Source organism: Citrobacter sp. Cpo221 (genome assembly GCF_030332345.1).
Classification (GTDB): Bacteria; Pseudomonadota; Gammaproteobacteria; order Enterobacterales; family Enterobacteriaceae; genus Citrobacter; species Citrobacter portucalensis.
In genome coordinates this window covers 256,465-275,041 of sequence record NZ_JAOWIA010000033.1, presented here as the reverse complement: position 1 = coordinate 275,041, position 18,577 = coordinate 256,465, and the positions used below count along the sequence as shown (strand labels likewise).

The following is an 18,577-nucleotide window of genomic DNA, read 5'->3' as shown; positions in this document are numbered from 1 at the left end:
GCTTCCCCTTGCGGAGCCAGAACGGCTCCGCATAAACGTGGCTTATTTACTCATGGTGGAGATATTGAAGACCTGTTCCAGCATGGGGTTGAATACAAATCCTTTGACGTCTTTGTTCATCGCCAGCTGATAGTTTTTCTGGAATAAATAGACGTAGGCTGCTTCATCAATCACGATGGTTTGCGCCTGCTGGTAGTCATTGGTTCTGGCCACCTGATCGGTCGTGGCCAGCGCGCTGCGCAGCAGTTTATCGACCTCACCGTTTTCATAGAACGAACGGTTACCCGGCAAGCCTTTCTTATCTGACTCAAACCAGTAGTTCATAAACATGTACGGGTCGGCAAAATCCGGACTCCAGTTGCCAATGGCAATGTCGTAATCGCCTTTGCCCACGCGGTCGCGCATGGTGGCGTTTGCCAGTTTTTCCAGTTTCACCTTAATACCCAGTTTGCCAAGGCTTGCCTGGGTGGCGAGCGCGATAGGTTCCCAGTTAGGGTCATTATCGGAGTACAGGAAGCTCAGGCTTTCAGGTTTGGTGGCAACTTTGTCCCACGCGGCTTTGGCTTTGGCTTCATCGAAACTGTACTGCATGGCTTTATCGTCAAAACCCCACATGCCTTCAGGGATCGGGCCACGCATTTGCTTTCCGTTGCCGCTCAGGATCCCGTTGACCATGCCCTTATAATCGGTGGCCCACGAGATGGCGCGGCGTAAATCCACCTGATTAAGCGGGGCCTTACTGTTGTTGAGATACAGATAGGTCACGCGCAATGAGGGATAATCCGCCACGTTCACTTTGCCTTCCTGTTTTAAAGCGGCAAGCTGGTCAACAGGCAGCGCATCGGCAATGTCGATATCGCCACGCGACAGTTGCAGGCGACGGGAGGCGCTTTCACCAATGATTTTGACTGAGACACGCTTAAATGTCGGTTTTGTACCGGGATAATGCGGGTTAGGCACCAGCACCAGCTGTTGTCCCTTTTGCCAGCTCTTCAGCATGAATGGCCCGGAACCTGCCGTGTTCTGCGCCAGGAATCCGCGGGCATCGTCTGCGGCATGCTCTTTTAAGATGACCGGGTTAATGATTGAGGCACCGTCATTTGCCAGCGTATACAGAAACGGGGCAAACGGCTGGCTGAGGGTAAACTTCACCGTGTTGTTATCAATGACGTCGACCTTCAGATCCTTCGGGAAAGCCTCCGCAGGTCCCTGACCAATTTTGAGCAAACGTTCAAAGGATTGCTTTACCGCATCTGCCGTTACCGGCGTTCCGTCGGCGAATTTGGCATCGTTTTTCAGGGTAAACGTCCACTCTTTCTGATCGTCAGAGGCCTTCCAGCCGCTGGCTAAATCACCTTCAACTTCCGTGGAGCCTTTACCTCCGTCGGTTTTGTATTGGACCAACCGCTGGTAAGAGGGATAGGTGACCGTCCAGTCGTTGTTATCGATGGTTACGGCGGGGTCGAGCGTCTGCGGATCGGCGGCTTTACCAATCACTAACATATCTTTGGGAACGGCAGCCTGAGCGGCGGGCAGGGCAAATGCTAACGCAGCGGCTATCAGAGCGGGGCGAAAAAACGCGTTTAACGCAGGTGTAGTCTTCATAACCAGGCTCCAGAATTAAAGGGGATGTTGTGTTGTTATATACGTGACAGTGTAACAATCTATTTGATCGTCAAGCAGCGGATAGCGAGCGGCATCAGGTAATTCAAAATGCCACCATTCACTGTTAATACCGACAAAACCACCGCCAAACATAATGGCATTGAGCAGCAGGCGGTTACGCTGCGCTGCCGGAGGTACAGACGGGTGCCAGGCATGGGAACGGTCGTGCATTTCATCAAAACCGGCCCCCATATCAAGGAGATGGCCGCGATCGTCCATCAACGTAACGTCAATGGCCGTTCCGCGACTGTGATTGGAACCAATTGCGACATCGAAAACATACTGCGGGTCGGGACAGGCATTCCACAGTATCGCCTGCGCCTGCTGGGGGCGATACGCGTCGTACACCACAAGCTGCAGGCCGGCCAGTTGCGCAATGCTGATGCTTTTAGCCAGCGCGGTTACCGCCTCGGTGTGCAACAGACAACGCGCTTCCCGGTAGATAGGTGCGCCGGTAATGTTGTCGGCAGTGGCGTATTTAAGATCGATATGCAGCGACGGAAATATCACCGACAGATCGACCAGTTCTGGGAGTTCTGACATAGCACGTTTCCTGTTTATTGTTCGAATTGACCAAATTGTTGTTGTAACTGGCGATTGGTTTGCAGGCGTCCTGCGAGGGCGTCACCCAGTTGCGCCACCACCGCAGAAAGTAATAAGTTGAACAGACAGCTCACAGGCGCCAGTGAGTCCCAGAAATGTCCGGTGTCGGTTTTTACCTGTAGTAAATCAATGGAATAATCCCTGGCCCATGGGCACCACACATCGGTAATGAGCGCCAGCGGAATGCAGCGCTCTGTGGCAACACGGCAATATTGTCGCGAAATAGCGGAGTAGGCACGCATATCGGTAATAACCACGTAAGGCTGGCTGAATCCCGAGTTCAGCGACTCTACCCAACTGCCGGAAAGGCCTTCGGAGTAGCTGACTTTAGGTCGCAGGTATTCCAGGTGACTAAAAAAGGCGTTGGCGATCCCGCGGGTGGACTGGATCCCGAGGATGTACACGGCTTCCGCATGCGCCAGCTGCTGTGCAATGCGTAAAAACGTTTCGCCTTGTGCGAGCTGGTAGACGTGGGTAATAGCGTCGATCTCCAGCAACAGCGACTGATGCGCCCGATCCGGCAGGCTTTGTTGCTGGTGCCAGGAGTCCAGTCGTTCGTTCATTCCCCAGGGCTGATAGGGAACAACGGGAAGCTCACGCAGACTGGCTTTTGCATCCTCCAGGTTACGAAAGCCCAGTTTACGCAGATAACGTCCGACGGTAATGCCGCTGGTGCCGGTTGCTTTGGCGATGCCATCTGCGGTTTCAAATGGGATCTGCACAGCATGGGCTAACAGCCACCCGGCCACGCGCTTTTCGCTGGGCGTCAGCTGGCTAAAGGTTTGCTCTATGCGGGTAAATAACTCTGGTTTGGCTGTCATTACCTTCTCGCTGTTAGTTGCCTGTCAGATACCGTATTTCTGTTAGCGAATTAACAATGCAGGACGCGTGCCATGTGCGTAACAGCGGCACGCCGGCTGTTTTTGTTAAAAACCAACCGATATTCATTAACCAATGATCAACATTTGTGCAGCGTAGTTCAGTTTTGGTGCAACGGTAGAGGAAGAGGGGTATGAATCTGCTGATTTCGTCGGAACGATCACATTGTGGGCAACATTTATCCCTCAGACATAAGAATCAGTAATGGGAAATATAAATTTCAGCCATATCAATAACAGCAATCTTTATTCTTATGACGGTAGGGGTATTATTTTTCGCGAGCTACATTAACGGTGTTAAGCGCAAGTGTAGATATTATTTATATTATAAATGGAGTACTACAATGAATAAATTCTCCCTTTCTACAGCAGGTATTCTGGTCGCAGCGCTGTTAACCAGTGTCAGCGTCAATGCAGCAACAGATAACGCTAAAACTGAAGTGACTCCGAAAGGCATGAACTGCCAGGAGTTTATTGATTTAAACCCACAAACTATGGCTCCGGTGGCCTTCTGGGTGCTCAATGAAGACGAAGACTTCAAAGGTGGTGACTACGTCGACTATAACGAAACCGTTACGACTGCAGTTCCTCTGACCGTTGAACTTTGCAAGAAACATCCGCAGAGTGAATTAAGTAAAATAAAAGACGAAATCAAAAAAGAATTATCTAAATAAGATTTAACTGTTATTAAAACCCAGCCAAAGTGCTGGGTTTTGTTATTTGTGACACTGTCACTAATTTGTTTTGCAATACTTAAGAAAACTTTATAAAGATATAAACGCCTGTGCCGATACTGGATAAAAGTTAGCCTTTTGCAGAAGGAGTTTGTATGGCCTGGTATCCTACTCGTATTTCAACGCGTTTAACCATCGGCGGCATTCTGCTGCTTGCAGTAACGAGCCTTGTTATCGTGGTGATTATGCTCTGGCGCGGTCAGCCGCGCGTCGTTGAAATCAACACCGCTCTGATCGAAGAAACAGGGCAAGGTTTAACCCGTCAGTTGAGTACCGTATTGTCCCGAATTGAAGGTGAGACCGTCAGCCTGTCGCGACTGGCTGAAGTGTTGCCTAACGATGAATCACTGTACCAAAGCGTTGTTCCGCATCTTATTGGTGAAGGTAAAGACTCGATTATTACCGGCGGCGGCATCTGGCCAGAACCAGACGCCTTCACCGCAGGTGTGGAGAAAAGAAGCTTTTTCTGGGCGCGTAATGCTGAAGGAAAGCTGGTGTATTCCAATGATTATAACGTCGAAGGATCGAGTGGATACCACAATGAAAGCTGGTATCAACTGGCCAAAGGCCATTCACAAAACAGCTGTTTATGGTCTGACGTTTACCAGGATGCCAGTTCAGGCGTCAACATGGTGACATGCAGCGTGCCTTATCAACAGGCGGGCAAGTTTGCCGGTGTCGCTACCACCGATATCCGTCTGGATAACGTCGCCACTTTTATGCAGCAGCAGGGAAACAGCACCGGTGGTTACGCGTTTGTGGTAGACAAGCAGGGACAAATTCTCTATTTCCCGCAGGCCGACCTGGCAAAATATAAAACCATTAACGATTTGGCGCAAAGCGCACAGTGGCTTATCCCGGTGCAAAACGGTCTGAAATCCTTGCGCCCGGCGGATGGAGTGAAGACGATTACGCTTGCGAACGACAACGTGTTGAATACGCCATCCCGGGTAATGCTGTTCCCGATGGCGGATACCGGCTGGGTCGTGGGGCTGGTGACACCTGAATCACGCATCGTCGGTCTCGCCAAAGTGATGATGCAGGATGTTCTGGAAGTATTGATCCCTATCATGACGCTGTTGCTGGTGGGATCATGGCTGGTGGTTCGTCGACTGATTTCACGTCTTGATGATACCCGGCAGGCACTTGATGACATCGCGCAGGGCGAAGGCGATCTTACCCGTCGTCTGGATGTTCGTGGCAAAGACGAGATTTCAGCTATCGCCGAGGCGTTTAACCTGTTCGTCGATAAAATCTCGGCCATCCTGATCACCGTCAGAAGCAGTAGCACAGTGGTAGCGAATAACGCCGTTAGCCTGGCTGACAGTAATATGGAGCTTTCATCTCGCGTCACGCAGCAGGCCGCTGCGCTGGAAGAGAGTTCGGCGGCGATGGAACAGTTAAATGCGACCGTTCATCAAAACGCCAGTAATACACAACTGGCGGATGAGCTATCCGATAGCACCGCGCAAACGGCCAACCGCTGCGGCGATGTGATGCAGGGCGTGATCTCAACAATGGATAACGTCAGCGCCTCATCCGGCAGAATGGTGGAAATTGTCGCAGTCATCGACAGCATTGCATTTCAGACCAATATTCTCGCCCTGAATGCCGCGGTTGAAGCCGCCAGAGCGGGGGATGCTGGCAGAGGGTTTGCCGTCGTGGCCTCCGAAGTGCGCACGCTGGCTCAGCGCAGTGCTACCGCCGCCCAGGAAATTAAAACGTTGATTGATGAATCCGTTTCTCATGTAGGTAGCGGAAGTCAGCAAATCCACACTGCCGGCGAACGTCTGGGAGAACTGGTCAGCAATGTGCGTCAGGTGCGCCAGTTGATGGGGGAAATACGCGTTGCGGGTGAAGAACAACGTAAGGGCGTTTCCGAAGTCACGCTGGCCGTTACCGAAATGGACAGCACCGTTCAGCAGAATGCCTCGTTAATTGATGATGCCGCAGCACGGACGCAGGCGCTGAAAGAGGAGGCGGAACAGCTGGCACTGCTGGTCTCATCCTTCAGGTTACCTGAGCCTTCCGTTGCCTGATAACCACACCATATCCGGGTACAGACCTTGTGCCCGGATAACTCCAGTATAATGGCTTTTAAGTAAATTTTTCCGGTTTAACTCCCTTTTATTGTGTTTTATAAGATTTTGAATTCCCCATAATTTAACTCTATAATATTGGGTGTAAAGTAGCTTTTATTCTTATAAGGGCCAATATTATGGATTTAACGCTCAATACAGCTGCTGATATCGTCAAACTACTTTGTGACAGATTGCGTAAAGAACGACTCGCGCGGCAAATGACGCAGGCTGATGTTGCCGCGCGTTCAGGTGTCGGTGTGAATACCGTTTCAAATCTGGAAACAGGTAAGAATGTAGGATTTGAGAATCTGGTCAAAGTCGCAATGGTGTTAGGCTATGGCGATGCGCTTGAGGAGTTATTCAAACCCAGGATTGATAGTCTGGATGATATTTTGCGTTACGAAAAGAGCGCAACGCGCCAGCGGATCAAAAGGAAAAATTCTGATGCCTGAACAAGTTGATGTCTTCTATGAAGGTTGGGGTGAAAAATGGCTGTGGGGAAAACTGGTGTCTTCCACAGCCCTGACCGGACGTCCGTTGATCGCCTTTGAATACAGTGAAGACGCCTTACGTAGGGGCCTGGAGCTGTCCCGTCTGATGTTACCGCTGAACGGTCCTCGTTTGCGCAGGGATTTCCCGGCTCATCAGTTAGGATTACCCGGACCGGTCTATGATTCGCTGCCTGACGGCTGGGGCATGCTGTTGATGGACCGATTATTTAAACGCCGCGGACTCAACGCAGCACGCATAGGTCCATTAGAGCGTTTAACCTGGGTCGGCAACAACGCGATGGGCGCCATGACATTCCAGCCCGTTCAGTCAGATGTCGAGATGCTTTCAAAAGAGGATGTTCCTCTCGAACAACTGGCCGCTGAGGTTCAGGAAGTCCTGAGCGGTGAAGGCGGGGAATTTTTGCACAAACTGCTCCAGATGGGCGGTTCGCCACAAGGAGCAAGGCCTAAGGCGCTACTTTATCGTGACACTGTCACGTCTAACTTCACCACGGTGCCGCTACCCGGGAGCGAAAGCTGGTTGATTAAATTTCCCGCCAGGCATGAGCATGCTGAGGTATGCGCCATCGAAGCGGTTTATGCTGAATGCTTGCGCCAATGTGGGATCACCACGCCCGATACGGCGTATTTCAATCTGCCCGGCGGACAGGCGGCATTTGCCACTCGCCGTTTCGACCGTGACCAGTCGACACGAATTCCTATGCAGAGCCTGGCGGCACTTACCGGGGCAAATTACCAGATACCCGGCGCTTTAGACTACCGGGATTTTCTGCGCGCCACGCAGATTTGTACCAATGATGTCAGAGAAAAGGCAAAAGCGTTCGAACGCGTGGTTTTCAACGTGGCTTTTAACAACCGCGACGATCATCCGAAGAATTTTGCCTATTTAATGTCAGCCGATGGAAACTGGACTCTGGCTCCGGCTTACGACGTCACCTGGTGCGAAGGGCCAGGTGGGTATCACCAAATGGACGTGCTGGGAGAGGCGCTGGATATCGAAAGAAAGCACCTTCAGTCGCTTGGCGTTCAGGAAGCTGAGTTATCTGCTGACCATGTGAACGGCATAATCGAAAAAGTCTGTCACTTTGCCACTGCATTGAGCGCTATCGCCAGGGACAAATACCCCGATCAGATAACGCTATCTACGCTGAAGACGATTCAGAAACAAATTAATGATAATGTCCGCCGGCTAATGTCCCGGTGACGCAGATACGGCCGCAACACTTCCCGGAAAATTAAAGCTGAGCGGGGCAAGGTTTCCCCGCTACATTTCCCCGCTAAACTGACCAGAGGACAACCATTAACGTCCCCAACGATTGCGAATATAGGTCACAGCTTCCTGCGTTTGCGGTTGATTAAGATAATCTTCGCGAAACAGGATCGTGCCGTTGATGTACGGTTCGGATTCGTTTAAATCGAGCTGCTTTTTCAGTTCCGGCACACCGCCTTTTACCGTCCAGTCCGGCTCTTTTCTCGATGGTTCACCGACTTTATACAGAGCTACACCAATGTAGAGGCGAGTGTTGGTTGATTTCACGACATCTGCCCACCATTTTGCCAGTACATCGTAACGCGCTGCGTCACGGGCAAAAGGCCAGTAGAGTTGCGGTGCAATGTAATCCAGCAAACCTAATTGCACCCAACGGCGGGTGTCTGCATACGACTCATCATACGCTGCGGCGCCGCGCGTGTCGGAGCCCGCTGGATCGTGCGAACGGTTGCGCCACACGCCCGCAGGACTAACGCCAAACTCGACTTCAGGCTTGAGTTTCTTGATGGTCCGCGATACCTGGGCAATCAACCTTTGCGTGTTATCGCGCCGCCAGTCAGCTTTGAAAGCGAACCCCTGACCGTATCTTCTGAAGGTCTGGCTGTCGTTGAGCGCAGAGCCGGGAGATTCGGTATAGAAGTAATCATCAAACTGCACACCGTCAACCGGGTAATTCTCAACCACTTCCGCCACGATGCTGGTGATCCAGTCGCGCACGTCGGGAATACCGGGGTCTAACACAAAACGCTCGCCCGCAGTGCGGATCCAGTCCCGATGCAGGACGTATACGCTGGACGGCGTCTGTGACAGCGTGCTGTTTAATTCAGTGACCGTCGAAGGTTTGGTGTTTACGGACACGCGATAGGGGTTAAGCCAGGCATGAACTTTCATTCCGCGCTTATGCGCTTCATCGAGCATAAACTGCAGCGGATCGTAACCCGGATCCTGGCCAATCGTGCCGGTCAGGGTATCTGACCACGGTAGAATTTTTGACTTCCACAATGCGGTCCCATCGGGCTTAACCTGGAAAAAAACGGTGTTAATACCAAGCCGTTTCAGGTTGTCCAGCTTATCCGTCAGCGCTTTTTGCTGCAGGCTGATGCGTAGGGCAGGCGAACTGATGTTCACGGATGAAATCGGCGGCCAGTCAAGACGTGAAACCGTCGCCAGCCAGATCCCGCGCACTGGCTCCTTGCTCTGCTGGGGTTTGCTCACCGGAGGTAGCGGAGTGGTCTTGTAACCGGGTGGTTGTGAAGAACAGCTGCCAAGTAACAACATACTGCCCACAAGTACAGCAAACCATTTCATGTTGGTCAGCGGTAGTCTGGCACGAGAACGGGCGAGAATCTTCGCCAGTTTTTTCTGATAATTTCCTGAAAAGAAACCGGATGCTGCCATCTGATTTTGCTCTTATTTCTTTTTATTGCGGCTGTTAGCCCAGGGATCGAAGGCCGGTTCGGGGGTGTTGTTTGAGGCCAGGTCATGCAGCGAATCAAGGTACAGCGCTTCAACTTCTGTCCGCGCCCACGGCGTACGGCGCAGAAACTTCAGACTGGATTTAACGCTCGGTTCATTTTTAAAGCAGTTGATATTAATGCGTTGCGCCAGTTCAGCCCAACCATAACGTTCAACCAGGGCATTGACCTGCATTTCAAGCGTTACGCCATGTAAAGGGTCTTTAGAAATATGAGCATTCATATGAAGTCCAGTTCAGTGGTTCCAGATTTTGTCAGTAGTGAGACGGGAAGAAGGTTACAAGAAAGCGCAGCTGCCAGCAACGGCAGAAAGCGGTATGGCGCGACAAGCCGTACGCCATACTGGCAATGGATGGATCAATACTCTTTAAAAGCCAGTTCCAGACGGGCAATCAACGGTTTAAACAGATAACTCATCAGGGTTCGTTCACCGGTCTTGATCGTCACGCTGGCGGGCATTCCCGCTTTTATTTTGTAATCGCCCAGCAAACGCGCGCCCTCTGCTGAAACCTGTACTTCCGCAAGGTAGTAAGGCTGCTGAGTGGCTTCATCAATTAAGCGGTCCGCAGAGATAGTCAGAACCCGGGCCGGAACCGACGGTAACAGCGCGTGGTTAAGGGCAGGGAATAGCACATCAACGGTTAAACCGGGGACCAGTTTATCAATGGCATGCACGGGTATTTTGGCATCGATTTGCATCGGTTGTCCGGCGGCAACGATATCCATAAGATGTTCGCCGGGTTGAATGACGCCGCCCACGGTACTGACTTTAACATCCAGCACGATACCGTTAATCGGCGAGCGGATCTCGGTGTTATCCAGCTCGTGACGGGTGGACGCCAGTTCATCCTCCAGCATTGCCACTTCTTTTTGGTTTTCCGTCAGTTCAGACTCAACTTCACGTAAATATTGATGACGCACCTGGTAGGCTTTAATTTTTAATTCGTTTTGCTGCGATTTCAGTTTGGCAATGTTAAGAATATCTTCTGAAACGCTGCCAGATATTTCTGCCGCCTCGCGCTCCAGCACCAGTAATTGCGCTTTGGGATAATAGTTTTTTTCGCTCAGCGCGCGAATAGCCCCTAACTCCCGGTTAATCAGAGAAAACTGGTGGTCGCGATAGCCTTTTATTTTATTGAGATTATCCGTTTGTCCTACCAGACCATCGAGCGTTTCCTGAATCATCGACAGTTCATCCTGAATCGTTTTGCGACGGGTATCGAAAAGTTTAGCCTGCAGATTTCTGACTTCTGCCAGCCGTTTATTGCCAGACAATTGCTGCGTCAGCGTCGTATTAAAGACGATCGCATCCAGGCCATCGCGTTCTGCTAACAGGCGATCTTCGATACTTTTTGCAGAAATATACTGGGCATTTAACGCGCTGAAACGCATTTCAAGCTGCATTTTATCCAACCGGACGAGGACCTGATTTTTCTTCACCAGGTCGCCTTCTTTGATAAAGATATCCGTTACCCGACCGCCGCTCAGATGCTGAATGGTTTTGCGGTTACTCGATACGGTTACCGTACCATCGGCGACCACGCCCGCATCTAACGGCGCTTGCACTGCCCAGAGGATAAAACTACCGACACCAAGCACAATGACGATCACGCCCCGGATAATCGGCGACCAGATATTAGTATCAACGCCAGCAGAGGCCGCGTTCTCAGATTTCTTTTTCATCATCAGGCCTCACGTTGCTGTTCAGTCGTGGATGGAGAAGGCGTAGCCACTGGTTTCAGTACGTTGGCCTGACGCAAATGGGCAAAAACCTGATCGCGGGTACCAAACTCCTGTATAGCGCCATCGTTAAGCAGCAAAACCTTATTGACCACGCCGAGCAGCGTCGGGCGGTGTGAGATAATGACAGTGGTTTGTCCCTGGGTACGTAGGGTATTGATGGCTTTAACGAGTGCGAATTCGCCCGCGTCGTCAAGATTGGCATTCGGTTCATCAAGCACGATGAATGCAGGATTGTTATACACGGCGCGTGCCAGCCCGATGCGCTGCCGCTGCCCGCCGGAGAGCTGGTATCCACCTGCGCCCAACAGCGTGTCATAACCTTGTGGCAAGCGCAGGATCATCTCATGAACGCCTGCCAGTAATGCGGCGGCGACGATAAGCTCACTGTCATTCTGCGCGAAGCGGGCAATGTTTTGCGCGATGGTACCGTCAAACAGTTCCACATCCTGCGGCAGATAGCCAATAGACGGGCCCAGCAGCGCTTTATCCCACTGACAAATATCTGCGCCGTCTAATCTGACTTTCCCTGATAGCGGTTTCCAGACGCCAACCAGAACCTTTGCCAGCGAGGTTTTCCCTGAGGCTGAGGGGCCGATAATCCCCAGAACTTCACCTTGCTCCAGCTGGAATGAGATATTACGCAGTAGCGGGGAAGGCTGGCCGGGGGCTGCGGCGAAGACGCTTTCGACGCTGATGTTGCCGTTAGGACGCGGCAGGGTCAGTACCTCTTTCGGAGCCGGATACTCCTTCAGCAAGGTTGAGAGCTGATGCCACGCGCTACGAAACTGCACGAACTGCTTCCAACTGCCAATGACTTGTTCTACCGGGTTGAGGACGCGGCCAAGAATGATCGAGGCGGCGATCATCAGGCCCGGAGTAATATGGCCGCCGATCACCAGTAAAGCCCCGGCGCCCAGCGCAATAGATTGCAGCAACACCCGCACAAAGCGGCTGAGACTGCTTAACCCGGCCGTTTTGTCGGCAATCTGCGTTTGTAGCGCCAGCACTTTGTTATGTTGCTCCTGCCAGTTGGACTTCAGGGTCGAAAGCATCCCCATCGCTTCAATGGCATCGGCGTTTTGCAGCTGTTTATTCAGTTTGCTGGCATTGTTAATGGTTAAGGCGTGCGCTTGCTGAATCGGGCGCTTGGTAGAGATTTCAGATACCAGCGTCAGAATAAATAATAATGTTATTCCGCCGAGAGAAAGATATCCCAGCAGGGGATGGACCAAAAAGGCGATGAACAGATATATTGGCGTCCAGGGAATATCCAGTAAGGCGAACAGGCTATTCCCGGAAAGAAACTGACGAACCTGATCTAATTCGGCTAAAGATTGCGCCGGATTGTTATCACCGGTAACCATCTTTCTTTTAAAGGCTGCGTTAAAAACCAACTGGCTTAGCTTTATATCAAGCCGGTTGCCAAGCCTGACCATAACCTGCGCGCGGGCAGATTCAATCATGGCAATAACGATGTACAAGCCGACAATCAATAAGGTCAACATTAACAGCGTGGTGGTATTTTTACTGACCAGCACACGGTCGTAAACCTGTAGCATATAAATTGCCGGCGCCAGCATAAGCATATTAATCACACAACTAAAAAACAACAGCATCAGAAAAGTGGGTTTCGTTCCCTTTAATGCATCATTCAGTTCTGTTGGCGTATGCTGGCGCGACATAGTCTTCTCCTTATACGATCAATGAACTATTGCCATTGTTACTGGCAAGGGTAGTGGGCATTTCCAGATAAAAGTCACCAATATTCACGGTGTTCGAATTGACGCCCACCAATGTGATGGTATCTGTACCGATAGTCACAATGGTGTTGCCATTGTTTCCGGTGATAGACACGCTGCTGGCAAAATTACCCGCGTTGATACCTAACAAGACGAGATCAAGGAAGTCCTGCCCGCCGTTGGGGTTACTGTCAAAACCGGTAATTCGGTCCTGCCCAAAGTTGGCACCAAAGGCGAAGATATCGCTCCCGGCACCACCGTCCAGAATGTCGTTACCTTCCTGACCATTGAGAATATCGTCCCCGCTACCGCCGGAGAGGGTATCCGCTCCCGCACCGCCAATCATGACGTCGTTACCAACTCCGCCTTGCAGGTTATCAGCGCCATCTCCGCCATCGAGGAAGTCATTCCCGATACCACCAAACAACTGGTCGTTACCGCCCATACCGAACAGATAGTCGTTACCGGTCCCTCCCGTAATGGTGTTCGCAATGGCATTACCGGTACCGATAAAACTGCCGCTGCCGGTAAATACCAGTTCTTCCACGTTATCGGTGAGGTCGTAGCTGCTAAGGTTGGTTCGGACAACGTCCGTGCCGCCATTCACACCTTCGATAACTACATCACCGAAATCATCAACGATGTAGGTATCATCGCCCGTGCCGCCGGTCATACTGTCGGCACCAAGTCCGCCATCAAGCGTGTCGTTACCGGCATCACCTTGCAGAATATCTTGCCCAGCCTGACCAGAGAGGTTGTCGTTTCCTGCACCGCCGATGAGCAGATCGTCACCTGCACCGCCGAGTAAGGTGTCATTACCGCCTTCACCGCGTAGGATATCGCTCCAGGCAGTGCCGACGAGGGTGTTAGCCCCGTTGGTACCCACAATCAGATCGCCCACGGGCTGGGTGGTGGTCGACGTCAGGACAACAGGGGGGTTGCCTTCATCGTCGACGACGGTAACGACCACCTGCAACGTTCTGCCAACCATAGCCTGACCCGGCGTATAGGTGGCGGAAGTCGCACCGTTAATGTTGACGAATCCGGTTGGCGAACTCATTCTCCATTGATAAGTGAAATTACCGCCGCTCAGACCATCGGCGTCAGCAATGCCTGAAACCACCGCGGTCAGCGTCAGGCTTTCAGTTGGGGTGAGGTCGTTAATTACCGGCACACCGGTCGTGGCCTGATTTCGCGGTAGGATCGCCTGAGTTTGTGCCGACACCAGGGTTTCAGCGTCACCCATGCGGTCGTTAAAGCTGGCTACCACACGCAGCGGAGCACCCTGAATAGCGCCAGGCACTCTGAACTCAACACCGGTTGCCTGGTCTCGCCATTGGCCGTTGACGAATGCCTGCCAGGTCATGGTAATGGCCACATCCGCCGCCAGCCCGTTACCATCCAGCAAGTTCGCCACGTTGACGCGCAGCAGGTCGCCCACCGAAGGGTTAGGATTGCTGATGGTCAGATCGCCCGTCGCTTGCTGCGCCGTCACCCACAGCTGCTTCCCATCGCCAAACTCCAGTTTTTCGATGTTCAACAGACGATCGATGCCATCATTCAGGTTCAGCGCGGCATCCGGCGTGGCGTGATCGACGCGCAGGCTACCGTCCGCCATACGGGTAAAGACATAGTTGCTGCTGACATCACGGTACACCGCGACGTCAGTTTCCGTGCCGTTACCTTCATGCAGGATTTCTCGCACAATCGACAGCTGATTCGGTTTCAGCGTGCCGGCCAGCATGTACGATTTCAGTTCGGCCATACCTTCGGCGCTGGTGAGTCCCGCCATACCTGTAACGGCAATACGCACGTTGAGCCATGCATCACCATCAATGATATCGTTACCGGCTTTACCCATAATGCGGTCGCTACCGCCACCGCCGAGTAAAATATCGCTACCATCATCAGGGTTCAGTAGCACCGCGTCCGGATTTGTAGAACGCTCTACGCCGAGAATAGCCTGTAAACCGGTGATCCTGTCCGCACCTTCCTGGGTCAGGTTGTTAGAGAGGGGAACGCCCTGAACAGGCGCAGTACCTATCGGCTGTTCTGTCCCGGTCAGGATATCGTCGTATTTCCAGCCCGACAGCCCTTCAACAAGATCAAAACGGTCGCGTAGAATAAACTCCTGCTGGTTGACGAAAATAGGGATCCCAAGGTCAGAGTTAGCGCCATTTGGGTCGCCTTTATGGATAGCCCAGTCGAAACCGGCCATGCCATTATTGCGCTGGATCCCCGCGCCCTGAATCATGATGTCGTCACCGGCTTCGCCATCGTAGTCGGTGTCGTTACCCTGACCGTTGAGGACATCGTGACCGATAATGGTACTGTTGAAGAACAACTCAGAGTTGTCACCCGCCAGCGTGTCAAACCCGTCGCCGCCTTCCAGCCAGTCATCACCTTCGTTGCCCATCAGGAAATCACCACCCGAGCCGCCAAGCGCAAAGTCGTTATCCTGACCCGAGAAGACCTCCTGCGCATCTTCGCCGACCACCACGAAGTCGCTACCGCTGCCACCAAAGACCAGATCGTTTCCGTTACCGGAGAAGATAACGTCATGTCCGGCATCACCGTGCAGGAAGTCCGCATCACCAACAGGCGTACCGGTATCGGTAATAATGTCATCACCGTCACCACCATGGACCACGTCTGCTTCGTCGCCGCCGTCCAGTCGGTCATCTCCGCCATCACCCCACAGACTGTCGATCCCTTTACCGCCGATTAACGTATCATTGCCTGCCGTCCCTCCAAGCACCACATGCCCATCGCCGGTATATTTCAGATACCCGCCATCGGCAAAACTATCGCCGTCAACATCCACTCCTGGGTCGCGACGCACCAACAACGGCGAGAGCAGATCCTTCAGCGGATTACCCCATTTCGGGTCGATTTCCGTTTGCAGCACGCGGTTCACTTCAAAAATATGGTCCGGTGTCTGGAACAGATTAGCGGGCAGGTGGGAGGATCCCTCATCACCAAGATCGCTGTTACGCATTACCAGCGCGGAAAACGAGTTGGCCTCCAGTTCATTGAGTAAGTTCAGTCCCTGAACGCGGCTCAGATAGTAGAAACGATCGCCGTCCTGAAGCATTTCCATTTGTGTTTCAAAGACGAAGTTGAAGGTTGAGCCGAGCATGCCGCCAAATTCATTTTTGCGCTCTGCCAGCCCGCCAATCCAGAAATCGACCATATTCAGGCCGGTCTCTTTGGTTGCCCACGCTCCGGTACTGTTAAAGAAATCCATCGCATCCGCAGGCGGGGCATTGTTAGCATCACCAAACAACAGGAAGTTTACCGCTGCACGCTTACCTTCAAGGCTGGTGGCATTGAGGATCAGCTCATGCTGACCATAGGCGGCCATAAAGTTAATGATTGAAGCGGGATTTTTCAGGTAGGTAGTGAAGTCAGCCCAACTGGTATAAGGCTTCAGTTGACTATCACCGCTTAATGCAAAAAACTGCTCGCGGGCCTGGTTCAGCGTCGGCATTGCGGTGTCACGGCCACGGGCTATATTAAGCGCGCCTAAATCGAGGGGCAGGCCGATGAGATTATTACGCAGCGCATCGGTAATAAATTCATCAATTTCGTTACCCACCTGACGCGTCATACCACGCACAATTGCGCCAATAGCCTGATCGTCCGTGACGGTGGCCCCGTTGATTTGATTAAATGCTACCGGATTCAGGAATGCTGAAATCAGGTCAATATCACCGCTTTGCATATCAATGTCGGTGCGCGCCACGGTTTCTGTCAGCATTGAATGCCCGAAACGGTAAACCACATGCGCAAACTCGGCAAAGATCATCGGGTTTATATCCGCCGTGTTGGAGAAAACAAACGGATCGACGGCGGGTTGTACGGTACGGGCAAACTCCTCGAATACGAGGTGCTGATATTGCATTTCCGTGGAGAAGCGGCCTGCCTGGAATAAGTACTCACCGTTCCATACCAGCGTACTGGTATCGGCAGGTAATTCCGTGATTTGATGATTGGGCATCAACCACTGATTAATGAGGTCGATATCACCGGTTTCCAGCAGTGTTGTTTTATATTGCTCAACCAGACGGTTATGCTCGCTGTGAAAAACGGCGTGCACCGCGGTTAAACCTATATTTTCGTTCCCACGCCCGTCACCGGTAATAAAGTGACGATCGAGCAGTTCGTTATCATAGGTTCCTGCCGGTTGCGCTCCTTCGCCCCCAATCGCAGTGTCATCATCTGCCAGCAGACCCGCTTTTGGCGCGGCAGTATGCGCAATATCATCAAGAAACGCATGGCCGGTGCGGAATGTTCCCTCAGGCAACAGACCGCCGTTGGCTTCAACCAGTCCCCCGGTGGTAACAATCTGTACCTTTCCATTTTCACTTAAAATCAAATTACCGTAGCGATCCGTTGCCAGCAGGGGAACATTAAACACATCCTGATCGGTGAGTTTAATGCCTAGCAGAGTTTCAGCCTGGTTTTTAACGTCGGCCCAGGTCGCCAGTCCACCGTTCGCACCGCCTAATAAATTCCCGGTAGGCTCTGGTTTCCCATCAATAATGACGTATTCGCGGATGAAAATCTGATGTGAAGGATGGGAGGTGTAGGTTTGGTTTTGGTCGATGAAGGGGGTCGTCAGGTTTACTGTCTCTCGGTTTTCATCCACCGTTGCCCGGGTTAATAGCATAAAGTTTGTCGACGACCCTTCCACATATAAAGGGTCATCCGGCTGTAGCGGAATGAAAACGATACCGTTGCCGCCTTTGGGAATCAAATCCAGACCGTGGTCAAAAAACTGGCCAAAGAAGGTCATCCAGCCGTTAAAAGCAGGGGAGAGACCGATATCGGGAGACTGGTTAGGAATGGATAACGTTTCTCCGTCTCCTGTAATAGTCCCCCCGCCGGGAGCATCTTTTAACGCGTTAAATACCTCCAGTGCGGCTGGGTTAGATGCCGTTTGATCGGAAATTAAGTTACTAATAATACGTGGGTCGGCATCAATAACGGTGCCACCAATTTGGATATAACTGGTCATTTGGTCCGCATCTTGCCAGTTTAACGCGGTTAATCTCGGCATTGTCTGGTCGGCAGAGCCATATAACTCCTGGCCTGGTAGAAGATTATTCCATGAACCATCTACCGTGCGAAGTCCATAAGGCAATAGCGGACTGGAAACTAATTCTCTAAGCAATTCAGCATTAACGCTACCATCCGGGTTAGTTGCCGCTTCGGATATTTTGATCTGCTTAAGAATAAAAGCAAGATCGTGCAGAGTGACAGTAAAGTCATATTGTGAGGCCATAAGTCATTACCCCTATCTTTACCTGTATTAGCTATCATCACTCTTTTCTTCCACTTACAAAAACTGACAGAAGAATGAGTCGTATAAGATACCTGATTGTTATTACATGATTAAAACTCCATATTTAAAAAAATGAAGTATCTACGACTTGATTAGCATTATTCTCCTGAAATTTAGTTAGCACAGTAAGATATGCACCTCACTTATATATTAGGTTTGAGCGGTTGATGACCATCGTGCCCGTTGAAATTAAAGGTATATTCGAGACACGCAGTTTTGAGAAGACAAGGTCTCCTCAAGGCTGTAAAGGTTTTACTTTTTAAAACGCATATTACAGTTATGTGATGATCATAACTATGGTTTTTCCGTTGGCGACTTCACTCATACTTTATTATGAAAAGATTAAATTTTCATTTCTTTACATTAGAATTTATGTCAAATCTCTTCTTAAGAAGAATTCTCATTAAGTCGACTTTTAAGATGTCATTGTGTTGAATTATAAAATTTAATATTGGATGAAATTTAACACGACATCATTCCTGATGCCTGATTATGCTATTAGCATAAATCAATATAGTGTGATAGCTGAC

The 18,577-nt window shown here is 51.3% G+C and carries 12 protein-coding genes; 4 read left to right on the top strand and 8 right to left on the bottom strand.

All coding sequences use genetic code 11. The features are described from left to right. Positions 1 to 42: 42 nt before the first annotated feature. The 3 genes from OGY72_RS05830 to OGY72_RS05820 are packed head-to-tail and all read right to left on the bottom strand — an operon-like array spanning position 43 to position 3,089. Positions 43 to 1,605 (bottom strand): ABC transporter substrate-binding protein, encoded by a 1,563-nt coding sequence (locus tag OGY72_RS05830; RefSeq protein ID WP_149384257.1) that lies wholly within the window; start codon positions 1,603 to 1,605, stop codon positions 43 to 45. Positions 1,606 to 1,620: 15 nt separating this feature from the next. Then, positions 1,621 to 2,208 carry a D-alanyl-D-alanine dipeptidase gene (gene ddpX / locus OGY72_RS05825; RefSeq protein ID WP_286547343.1) on the bottom strand — a complete coding sequence of 196 codons (588 nt, stop codon included), beginning with the start codon at positions 2,206 to 2,208 and terminating at the stop codon, positions 1,621 to 1,623. A 14-nt stretch (positions 2,209 to 2,222) separates the two neighbouring features. Continuing rightward, entirely contained in the window at positions 2,223 to 3,089 is an 867-nt protein-coding gene (locus OGY72_RS05820; RefSeq protein WP_003020002.1) for a MurR/RpiR family transcriptional regulator, read from the bottom strand. 401 nt (positions 3,090 to 3,490) lie between these two features. On the opposite strand from OGY72_RS05820, the gene hdeB reads away from it, so the two are divergent. The 4 genes from hdeB (at position 3,491) to OGY72_RS05800 (ending at position 7,677) form a co-directional block, all read left to right on the top strand. Then, entirely contained in the window at positions 3,491 to 3,820 is a 330-nt protein-coding gene (gene hdeB, locus OGY72_RS05815) for an acid-activated periplasmic chaperone HdeB (protein WP_003019999.1), read from the top strand. 155 nt (positions 3,821 to 3,975) lie between these two features. Then, a complete protein-coding gene (locus OGY72_RS05810) occupies positions 3,976 to 5,919 on the top strand; it encodes a methyl-accepting chemotaxis protein (protein WP_148361974.1) in 1,944 nt (647 codons plus the stop codon). A 179-nt stretch (positions 5,920 to 6,098) separates the two neighbouring features. Continuing rightward, positions 6,099 to 6,413, top strand: coding sequence for a helix-turn-helix domain-containing protein (locus OGY72_RS05805; RefSeq protein ID WP_126318102.1), 315 nt, complete (start codon positions 6,099 to 6,101; stop codon positions 6,411 to 6,413). After that, positions 6,406 to 7,677, top strand: a complete 1,272-nt coding sequence (locus OGY72_RS05800) for a type II toxin-antitoxin system HipA family toxin (protein WP_149384259.1) — start codon at positions 6,406 to 6,408, stop codon at positions 7,675 to 7,677. The genes OGY72_RS05805 and OGY72_RS05800 overlap by 8 nt, the downstream gene beginning before the upstream one ends. A gap of 96 nt (positions 7,678 to 7,773) precedes the next feature. Here OGY72_RS05800 and OGY72_RS05795 read toward each other — a convergent pair whose 3' ends face one another. The 5 genes from OGY72_RS05795 to OGY72_RS05775 all read right to left on the bottom strand — a co-directional run bounded on the left by OGY72_RS05795 (position 7,774) and on the right by OGY72_RS05775 (position 17,987). Continuing rightward, entirely contained in the window at positions 7,774 to 9,141 is a 1,368-nt protein-coding gene (locus tag OGY72_RS05795) for a glycoside hydrolase family 10-like protein (protein WP_286547337.1), read from the bottom strand. 12 nt (positions 9,142 to 9,153) lie between these two features. Beyond that, on the bottom strand, positions 9,154 to 9,441 hold the full coding sequence (locus OGY72_RS05790) for a VF530 family protein (protein ID WP_149384261.1): 288 nt from the start codon (positions 9,439 to 9,441) through the stop codon (positions 9,154 to 9,156). A gap of 134 nt (positions 9,442 to 9,575) precedes the next feature. Continuing rightward, positions 9,576 to 10,904, bottom strand: a complete 1,329-nt coding sequence (locus OGY72_RS05785) for an HlyD family type I secretion periplasmic adaptor subunit (RefSeq protein WP_185879291.1) — start codon at positions 10,902 to 10,904, stop codon at positions 9,576 to 9,578. Then, positions 10,904 to 12,643, bottom strand: a complete 1,740-nt coding sequence (locus OGY72_RS05780) for a type I secretion system permease/ATPase (protein ID WP_057067763.1) — start codon at positions 12,641 to 12,643, stop codon at positions 10,904 to 10,906. The genes OGY72_RS05785 and OGY72_RS05780 overlap by 1 nt, the downstream gene beginning before the upstream one ends. A 10-nt stretch (positions 12,644 to 12,653) precedes the next feature. Further along, positions 12,654 to 17,987 carry a peroxidase family protein gene (locus OGY72_RS05775; RefSeq protein WP_286547334.1) on the bottom strand — a complete coding sequence of 1,778 codons (5,334 nt, stop codon included), beginning with the start codon at positions 17,985 to 17,987 and terminating at the stop codon, positions 12,654 to 12,656. Positions 17,988 to 18,577: the final 590 nt, after the last annotated feature.

What these genes read in the sequence shown, in the direction of transcription:
- OGY72_RS05830 (WP_149384257.1), bottom strand. Translation starts at nt 1,605, where the DNA reads ATGAAGACTACACCTGCGTTAAACGCGTTTTTTCGCCCCGCTCTGATA.
- ddpX (WP_286547343.1), bottom strand. Translation starts at nt 2,208, where the DNA reads ATGTCAGAACTCCCAGAACTGGTCGATCTGTCGGTGATATTTCCGTCG.
- OGY72_RS05820 (WP_003020002.1), bottom strand. Translation starts at nt 3,089, where the DNA reads ATGACAGCCAAACCAGAGTTATTTACCCGCATAGAGCAAACCTTTAGC.
- hdeB (WP_003019999.1), top strand. Translation starts at nt 3,491, where the DNA reads ATGAATAAATTCTCCCTTTCTACAGCAGGTATTCTGGTCGCAGCGCTG.
- OGY72_RS05810 (WP_148361974.1), top strand. Translation starts at nt 3,976, where the DNA reads ATGGCCTGGTATCCTACTCGTATTTCAACGCGTTTAACCATCGGCGGC.
- OGY72_RS05805 (WP_126318102.1), top strand. Translation starts at nt 6,099, where the DNA reads ATGGATTTAACGCTCAATACAGCTGCTGATATCGTCAAACTACTTTGT.
- OGY72_RS05800 (WP_149384259.1), top strand. Translation starts at nt 6,406, where the DNA reads ATGCCTGAACAAGTTGATGTCTTCTATGAAGGTTGGGGTGAAAAATGG.
- OGY72_RS05795 (WP_286547337.1), bottom strand. Translation starts at nt 9,141, where the DNA reads ATGGCAGCATCCGGTTTCTTTTCAGGAAATTATCAGAAAAAACTGGCG.
- OGY72_RS05790 (WP_149384261.1), bottom strand. Translation starts at nt 9,441, where the DNA reads ATGAATGCTCATATTTCTAAAGACCCTTTACATGGCGTAACGCTTGAA.
- OGY72_RS05785 (WP_185879291.1), bottom strand. Translation starts at nt 10,904, where the DNA reads ATGATGAAAAAGAAATCTGAGAACGCGGCCTCTGCTGGCGTTGATACT.
- OGY72_RS05780 (WP_057067763.1), bottom strand. Translation starts at nt 12,643, where the DNA reads ATGTCGCGCCAGCATACGCCAACAGAACTGAATGATGCATTAAAGGGA.
- OGY72_RS05775 (WP_286547334.1), bottom strand. Translation starts at nt 17,987, where the DNA reads ATGGCCTCACAATATGACTTTACTGTCACTCTGCACGATCTTGCTTTT.